The following is an 8,260-nucleotide window of genomic DNA, read 5'->3' as shown; positions in this document are numbered from 1 at the left end:
CCCCCGGCGCGCCCGGTGCCCAGCCGCCTGCCCAGCCGCCTGCTCAGCCGCCCGCTCAGCCGCCCGCTCAGCCGTCCGCGGAGGTGTCCGGGCCCGGGGAGACCGAGCCCGAGCCGCCCAAGGAGTCCTAGCCAGGGGCTCCTAGGGGCTCACCAGCAGGATCAGGTGGCGTTCGCCGGCACCCACCGACAGGGCCTTGCCCGGGGCGGTGCCGGCGGCGGCCGCCACCGGTCCGGGCCTGCTGCGGGGCGCCCGCTTCCCGGAGCCGAGCTGGCCGCTGCCGCCCGCGCCCCACGTCAGCGTCGTCCCGTCGGTCAGGATCGCCGCGCCGTACGCCTCGCCCGCGAACACGTGCGCGGCGCGGCGCAGCCTCTCGTCGTCGGTGCTCCGGCCCACGACGGGGACGGGCTCGGTGCGGAGCTGGACCGTCCCGTCGCCGAGCTGCCCCGCGGTGTTGTTGCCCCAGGCGACGACGGTGCCGTTGTCGCGGAGCGCGTAGTTGTGCTTCTCCGCCGCGGCGATCGCGGAGACGCCGCCGAGGTCGCCCTTGCCGCGCACGCCCTTCACCAGGGCGGGGACGAGCCTGTCCCGGCGCGTCCCGTCGCCGAGCTGCCCGAGGTCGTTGTGGCCCCAGGACGCGACCCGCCCGTCCCGCAGCAGCGCCAGCCCGTGCTGCCCGGCGACCGCGATGCGGGCGACGCCGGTGAGGTGCCCCTCGCCGGCCAGGCCGCGCACCGGGACGGGCAGCGACCGGTCCTCGCGGGTGCCGTCGCCGAGGTTGCCGTAGTCGTTGGCGCCCCACGCGAGCACCTGCCCGTCGCGGTGCAGCGCCAGCTCGGTGTGCCCGTCGGCGGCGATCGCGGTGATTCCGGTGAGGGGACCGTTCCCGTCCGGTGCCCGCACGGTCGTGGGGAGGCGCGGGGCGGCGCGCTCGCCGATGCCGCGCTGCCCGGACGATCCCTCGCCCCACGTCACCACGGTCCCGTCGCGGCGCAGCGCCATGGAGAAGTCGTTGTTCGCGCCGATCGCCACGACGCCGCCGAGCCGCCCGCCGCCGGGCGCCCGGACGGGGACGGGCACGTTCCGGTCGCGGGTCGTGCCGTCGCCGAGCTGCCCGTGGTCGTTGGCGCCCCACGCGACGACCTCCCCGCCGGCGCCGACGATCGCGAGCGAGTGCCGGCCGCCGCCCGCGACGGCGCGCACCCCGTCGAGGCGGCCGCCGCCGGCGCCGCTGACCGGCGCGAGCCCGGGGTCGGACTCCGCGCCGGGACGGCCGAGCTGCCCGCTGCTGTTGAGGCCGCTCGTCCACACGGCGCCCGTCCGCTCACCCGCGGACCCCGCCGCGGGCGGCGGCGAGACCTGCCGCGGCGCGGGGGACGCCGAACCTCCGCACGCCGCCGCCGTCAGGAGCACGGGGACGGCCAGCAACGCGGCGGCCGCCCGGCGTGCGGGGGTCACGCCGTGCGGAGACAGGCGAACAGGTGCCTGGCGTAGTTGTCCTCGTACGGGGGCCGGGCGTCCTCGTCGGGGCCGAGGTCGACGATCTCGTCGAAGCCGGTGTTCTCGCGCAGGAACCGCTCGACGCGCGGCGGGTCCCAGCCGCGCAGCGACTCGGCGAACCACGCCTCGTTGTCCTGGCCGGTGTCGAAGAACAGGACCCGGCCGGTCGCGCGGTCCAGCAGCCGGATCAGCTCCTCGGCGGACACCGAGCCGCGGCCGAGGACGAAGTGGTGCAGCAGGCTGAAGCACGACACCACGTCCCAGCGGGCCGGGTCGTGGCCGCCGAGGAACTCGACGCAGTCGCCGGTGGCGATGACGCCGTCGGGCAGGCCGTAGACCGCGCGGCCGAGCGGGACGGCGAGCGGGTCGCGCTCGATGCCCTCGGCGGCGAAGCCGCGCTCGGCCATCCGCGCGACGAACCAGCCGTAGCAGCTCGCGACGTCCAGGTAGCGGCCGCCGGTGATGCCGCGCTTTTCGAGGAACGCGTCCATCTTGGCGAGCCGGTCGGTGCACTGCCGGACCGTCGTCCAGCCCGGCCGCAGCTCGGGCGCGTCGATCGGCTGGTACAGCTCGTGGGTGCCGTCGAGCCAGCTCATCCGGAGCAGGAGGTCCTGCAGGGGGGTGGTGACGGGCAGCCACTTCGCGACGACGCTCGCGCCGTCCGCGCCGCTCATCGCGGCGATCGCGAGCCGGTGGTGGCCGTCGAGGATCTGGTACTGGTCGGAGCCGCGGACGGGGGCGACCAGCACCGGGTCCTGCGGGCCGCTCTGCTGCGGGCGGGGTTGCGCACCGGCGGGCTCGGCCTCGCCGCGGTACCGGGCGACGAACGCGCGGGCCGCGGCGAGCACACCCGCCTCGTCGGTGCCGCCGAAGTAGTTCCCGCCGGCCTTGATGCAGCGCAGCCCGAGTTGCCCGTAGGGGCTGTCGAGGATCTGCCCGTCGCTCAGCTCGGGCACCTCGTCGGCGAGCCGCAGCAGCGCGACGTGCGGGCCGTCCAGGAACGGCGTGGACGGCCACAGCAGGTCGTCGGTGCGGTCGGCGAACTCGCGGGCCGTCCAGCCGCCCTGCGCCCCGACGAGGAGCTGGTCGAACCGGACGGGCACCTTCCACGGGCGGCGCAGCACGGCGGTGGACACCGCGACGCGGGCGGCGGCCGGGATCGGCAGCGAGCGCCCGGCGTCGACCAGGCGCCCGTACACGGGACCGCTCGGCGCGAGCCCGCTCTTGCGCAGCACCGCGCGGGACTTGCGGCGGACCTGCTGTATTCCCGGCATGTCAATTCCCGGCATGGGCGCTCCTGGCAGGTGTCGTGTCGGCGGCCGGCGGGGCGGCGGGGCCCGCGGGCGCGTGCCCGCCGACCGCCGCGGCGCGGCCGCGCCTCCCCGGCAGCAGGGAGGCGAAGGCGGTCAGGGACAGCCGCTCCCGGCCGCCCCACAGTAGGGCAAAGTACAGGATCGTGCCCGGGACCAGCGCACCTGCGAGGGCGCCGGGGCTGGAACCGGCCACGAGCCGGACCGCCAGCGGCAGCGCCCCGAAGCTCAGCAGGGCCGAGCCGCCGGCCCAGAACAGGCCCGCGCTCGCCGGGGTCATCCCGAGGATCCGGCGCACCTGGACGAGGGCCAGCAGCGTCCGGACGAGCAGCCCGCCCGCCCGCGCCAGCGCCGCTCCCGCGATCCCGAGCGGCGGGATGAGCAGGACGTTCAGCACCAGGTTGACGGCGAGCGCGGTGCTCTGGTTGACCAGGCTCAGCCCGCTGCGGCCCGCCATCAGGAGCATCACGTCGCGGGCGCCGGTCGCGGTCGCCACCAGCATCGCCATCGCGAGGATCACCGTGACGGTCTCGCCGGACCCCGCGTAGCCGGGGCCGAACGCGGCCAGGTAGACCGGTGCGCCGACGGCGATCGACAGGTGCACCGGCCAGGCGAGGACGAGGTTCCACGACGCGCACACGGCGAAGATCCGCTGCGCGCCCGCCCGGTCCGCCAGCGCCAGCAGCCTGCTGACGGCGGGCTGCATGACGTTCTGCACGGCCTGGGTGACGAGCTGGCTGATCACGATGAACCGGGTCGCGGCCGTGTAGATCGCCGCCTCGCGGGGCGAGCTGAGCGCCGCGACCAGCACGATGTCGGCGCGCTGGAACGCCGTCTGGCAGACCTGCGCGAACGCGCGGGGGGCGGTGAACCGCCAGAACTCGCCCGCCAGCGGGCGCCACCCCGCCGGACCGGCGGGCATCGGCGAGTCCGCCGTGGCCGGCACGTCCGGCGCCGCGGGTGCCTTGGCGGGGCCGTCCGCGCGGCTGATCTTCAGGTACCACAGCGCGGCGATCAGCAGGCAGGGCAGGTAGGGCGCGGCCCAGGCCAGCGCGAGCCAGACCGCGTCGTCGGCCAGCACCGCCGCCGTGACCACCCCGGCGACCTGGAGGGTCTGCCGCAGGATCTTGTCGACGAGGACGGTCGGCCGCATCGAGCCGTACCCGCGGGTCGCGGCCAGCAGCACGTCGTGCGCGGCGGCCAGCGGCAGGAACAGCGCCAGCACCCGCACCATCGCGGCCGCCTCGCCCGCGTCGCCCCCGCCTACCTGGCCCGCCGTCCACGGCGCCGTGACCGCCAGCACGAGCCCCGCGGCCGCCGCCGTCGCGAGGACCGGGACCAGCGCCACCGGCACCGTCCGCAGGGCCGCGGCGCGGTCGCCGAGCGCGAGGTGCCGGGGCACCCAGCGCAGCAGCCCGGCGTCCGTGCCGAGCCAGGAGACCGCCTGCAGGATGATGAACAGCGACGTCACCGCGAAGAACACGCCGGCGACGCGCTGCGAGTACAGGTGCGCGACGAGGAAGACCAGCGCGAGGCCCTGCACGCCCGCGACGGCGGCGCCCACCAGGTTGAGGGCGCCGCCCCTGGCGAGTTTGTTCAGGTTGGGGCCCGCGCTCTGTTCAGGGGCCGGCATGCCGCCCGGCCCTGTGCGCCTTCTTGCCGTAGCGCGGCACCACGTCCGCCGACTCGCCGGACCCGGCGGACGCACCGGACGCACCGGACGCGCCGGACGCACCCTCCGCGCCGTCCGCGGGCTCGTCCGGGAGATCCGGCGGCATGTACCGCGAGATGTCCTCCTGCGTGCGCGTCGAGGCCGACTCCAGCGCGGCCTCGGTCTCGGCCTGCTCGTCGTGGATCGCCGGTTCGTCGTGCGGGGCGGGGTCGGCGGGGTCGGTCTCCGACGGCCGGGCCCGGCGGGCGCGGCTCCGCGCCGAACCGGACGTCCCCGGCGGGGAGCTCTGCGGGACGTCCGGCGGCGCGAGGGGCTTCGGGGCGACGGGCTTGCCCGGCCCGGAGGGCGGCTCCAACGACGGCGGCGTGGCCCGCCGCGCCGAACCGGCCGGTGGCGCCGCGCGCCGCGCGCCGGGCCGGGGCGGCCGGGACGCGCCCGTCCGCGTCTCCGCGGACCGCGGCGGCTGCTTGATCTGCGGCAGCGCCTGGGTGACCAGGGACGCCGGGTCGGCGGTGGCCCGCTCGTCCTCGTCGCGCCGCGCGTTCGGCCAGTAGCCGCCGTCGTCGGCGGGGTCGGGGCGCCGGGCGTCCTCGGCGCCGGGCTGGTCGTCGGCCCACCCGAGGGGGCCCTCGCCGCCGGTGCGGTTCTCGCCGCTGCCGCGCGACTCGGGCGCGCGCGTCTCGGCGGGGCCTCGCGGCGGCCGGGCCTGGCGGGACGGGGCGGTCCGCGGCTGCCTTCCCCCGCGCGGCTCCGGCGGCTCCAGCAGGGCGCCGAGCACGGTGACCCCGGCGCGTTCGGCCTCCACGTACGCCTGGCGCAGCTCCTCCCGGGTCGTCACGCCCTGGTTGACCACGAGGATGACCGCGTCCATGAACGTGCACAGCGCCTGGGCGTCGGCGTCGTGCAGGCTCGCGGCGTTGACGACGAGGTACTCGCTGCGGCGGCGCAGCACCTTCACGGTCTCGCGCATGCGCGGGCCGCTGAACCGGTGCGCGGCCTCAAGGGCGCGGGGGCCGCGCGGCAGCAGCCGCAGCTGGGAGTCGGTGTGGATCAGCAGGGTCGCCGGGTCGGTGCCGCTGAGCAGGGTGTCGGACAGGCCCTTGCCGGGCCGCGCGCCGAACAGCCCGGTCATGTCGGCGTCCTCGGTGGTCGCGTCGATCATGATGGTCTTCGCGCCGGCGAAGGCGAGCGAGACCGCGAGGTTCGCGCTGGCCAGCCGGGCGCTGCCGCCGGGGGTGGCGCTGGCGACCAGCAGCGCCACCGGGGTCTGCGGCGCGGTCGCCACGACCGCGGCGCGCAGCCGCCGGTACGCCTCGCCGACCGGGCTCTTGGGCGCGCTGACCAGCGCGAGGGAGTCGCCGGGCGGGCCGCCCGGCGGGATGGTCGACAGCGCCCGCACGCCGAGGCCCTCGACGGCCTCGGCGTTGCGCAGCCGCTGGTTCAGCCGCTCCCGCAGCAGGATGATCACGAACCCGGCGAGCAGCCCGAGGAACAGGCCGCCGGCGCCGTACAGCGCCTTGCGGATGACGCCGGGCCCCGCCGGCGCGTCCGCAGGCGTGATGACCTGGCCGGGGTCGATCGGGGTGCTGGCGATGTCGTTGGACTGCTCGTCGATCACGCCGAGCTGGTTGGTGTAGGCGGTGACGCGCTGCTGCAGGGTGGCGCGCTTGGAGCCGGTGGACAGCGCCAGTTCCCGGTTGGTCTGCGTCAGCAGCCGCTCGACCTTCGCGGCCTGCGCCTCCAGCTTGGTGAGCTGGTTGTTCACCACGCCCTGGGCGCGCTGCGCGCGGTACTCCAGGTAGGCGTCGGCGAACGCCTGCGCGCCCGCCCGCGCGTTCGCCGAGCTGGTGGCGGTGTAGGCGAGGTTGAGCACCTGCGTGTTGGGCGGGACGGTGACCTCCACGTTCCCCTCCGGCTCCCGCCCCAGCTTCTTCTGGACGATCTTCGCGACCCCGTCGGTGGCGACCAGCTGCGCCTCCGTCTGCAGGTTCACCAGGTCGTCGCCGCGCCCCTCGGGGGAGTACGGGTTGCCCTCCAGCGGGCTGACCAGCACGGTCGCCGTCGCCTGGTAGGGGGGCGGCACGGCGATCTCCAGCGCGATGCCGGCGCCCGCGCCGAGGACGCCGAGCGCGACCAACGCCGCCGTGTAGCGCCGGACCAGGGACAGCAGCTGCCCTCCCTGCGGGTCGCCCGTCTGGTCAGCTCCCACGACGTTCCCCCTCATCGATCCGGGTCGTGACTGGCGGAATGTTCACCACGACTTTAACCGCGCGTTGCACGCGGACGGTTCCGTTCATCTCAACCTCGTCCGGGAGCGGTGGCTCTGGGTGGGGTCCGGTCGGCGGTGCGCTTCGTGGCCGGGGGTGCGGGTCCGCCGAGGGCGGGTGCGGTCAGCACGATGCCACGCGGGGGGTTGGCGGACTGGTCGAGGGCCAGCACACCGCTCGCCACCTCGCGGTCCAGGGCCCGGCCGCGCTGCGCCACGACCAGGGTCAGGTCACTGGCGGCGGCCGCGGCGATGGTGTCGGCGCCGTTGATGTCGGGAGTGTTGATGATCACGATGCGCGACTCGCGGCCGGCCCGCTCGACCGCCCGGGTCAGCTGCCGGTCGTCGTCGCTGCGCACCAGGCGGACGGTGAACCCGCGGCGGGCGCGGGGGGCGCGCGGCGGGTCGGCGGGCTCCTCCCCGTCGGCGGCGATGCGCAGCACGGTCGTCGCCGAGCCGCCCTCGGTGCACAGCTCGGCCAGCTCGTAGGCCAGCCCGGTGCCCGCGGCGGCGGGGACGCCGACGACGAGCACGGTGGTGGCCTCGGCGTCGAACACCAGGTTGCGCAGGCGGCGGCAGACCTCGCGGTGCCCGCCGCCCAGCGTCGGTGCCTCCACCATGATCGGCAGCCGGCTGTGCAGCCGGACGTCGGCGGGCCGGCGGATGCGGCGCGGCCGCATCTCGCGCACCAGGACGTACCCGACCCAGACCAGCAGCCCGAGCCCGACGCCGCTGGCACCCGCGATGTCGCGCTCGGGGTCGTCGCGCCGCTCGGGCAGCCCGGCGGCCCGCAGCACCTCGCCGGGCTGCTCCTCCTTGCTCTTCAGCCCGGCGATCTGCCGCTCCACGTCGCGGATCTGCTTCACGATCGCCTGGCGGCGGGTGCGGGTGGTGATCCGGCGCAGCTCGTCCTCGTCGCCCGGCAGCGCCCGCAGCTGCGTCTTGAGCAGGACGAGGTTCTCCTCCAGCGCCTCGCGGTTGCGCTGCTGGAGCTGGCCGAGGATCTGCCTGCGCAGCGTCAGGTAGGCGTCGGCGACGACCTCAGCGCCCCGCCGCGCGTCCGCCGGCGACCCGGCCCGCACCCCGATCGTCAGGACGTGCGTACCGGTCGGCACCGTCAGGTCGACGCGTTCGCGGAGCTCGTCGTGGGGGACGGCGAAGCCGGGATGCCGCGCGAGCTCGGCCAGCACCTTCTCCGACCAGACGAGCTGGGCCTCGGTGTCCATCGTGGTCTCGCGGGGGTCCCGCAGGTTGAAGTCGAGCGCCGAGCCGATGTCGATGCCGGGGTGGAGCGCGACCGGCGGTGCCAGCACGGAGATCCGCGCGGTGTAGGTCGCGGGGGTCAGCGCGACCTTGGCGGCGCCGAGGGCCCCGCCGACCAGCACCGCGATCACCAGCGCGGTGAGATGCCGCCGGACGGCGCCCGCGAACCGGGTGACGGGGATCGAGTCCGGCGCGGTCGGCGGTTCCGCCTGCACGCTGGACGGGCCGAGGGTGCGCTTGTTCATGCCG

At 76.4% G+C, this 8,260-nt stretch carries 5 protein-coding genes; all 5 read right to left on the bottom strand.

Features of this window, described 5'->3' with window-relative positions; genetic code table 11:
* Nucleotides 1-141: 141 nt before the first annotated feature.
* Nucleotides 142-1,458, bottom strand: coding sequence for an RCC1 domain-containing protein (locus E1289_RS21220; RefSeq protein WP_131982788.1), 1,317 nt, complete (start codon nt 1,456-1,458; stop codon nt 142-144).
* The gene (locus E1289_RS21215) at nt 1,455-2,789 is read right to left on the bottom strand and encodes a ParB N-terminal domain-containing protein (RefSeq protein WP_243713022.1); all 1,335 of its coding nucleotides are present in this window, start codon (nt 2,787-2,789) and stop codon (nt 1,455-1,457) included. The genes E1289_RS21220 and E1289_RS21215 overlap by 4 nt, the downstream gene beginning before the upstream one ends.
* Nucleotides 2,776-4,443 carry an oligosaccharide flippase family protein gene (locus E1289_RS21210; protein ID WP_131982786.1) on the bottom strand — a complete coding sequence of 556 codons (1,668 nt, stop codon included), beginning with the start codon at nt 4,441-4,443 and terminating at the stop codon, nt 2,776-2,778. Before E1289_RS21210 ends, E1289_RS21215 begins: the two co-directional genes overlap by 14 nt.
* The gene (locus tag E1289_RS21205; protein WP_165970563.1) at nt 4,430-6,691 is read right to left on the bottom strand and encodes a hypothetical protein; all 2,262 of its coding nucleotides are present in this window, start codon (nt 6,689-6,691) and stop codon (nt 4,430-4,432) included. Before E1289_RS21205 ends, E1289_RS21210 begins: the two co-directional genes overlap by 14 nt.
* Nucleotides 6,692-6,780: 89 nt before the next feature.
* A complete protein-coding gene (locus tag E1289_RS21200) occupies nt 6,781-8,256 on the bottom strand; it encodes a hypothetical protein (RefSeq protein WP_131982782.1) in 1,476 nt (491 codons plus the stop codon).
* Nucleotides 8,257-8,260: the final 4 nt, after the last annotated feature.

The sequence above is a fragment of the Actinomadura sp. 6K520 genome (assembly GCF_004349245.1).
Lineage (GTDB): Bacteria > Actinomycetota > Actinomycetes > Streptosporangiales > Streptosporangiaceae > Spirillospora.
Note: the sequence above shows the minus strand (reverse complement) of the source record. Positions and strands in the feature narration are given on the sequence as shown.

Coding starts and splice junctions, on each gene's coding strand:
- E1289_RS21215 (WP_243713022.1), bottom strand. CDS start 2,789: ATGCCGGGAATTGACATGCCGGGAATACAGCAGGTCCGCCGCAAGTCC.
- E1289_RS21210 (WP_131982786.1), bottom strand. CDS start 4,443: ATGCCGGCCCCTGAACAGAGCGCGGGCCCCAACCTGAACAAACTCGCC.
- E1289_RS21200 (WP_131982782.1), bottom strand. CDS start 8,256: ATGAACAAGCGCACCCTCGGCCCGTCCAGCGTGCAGGCGGAACCGCCG.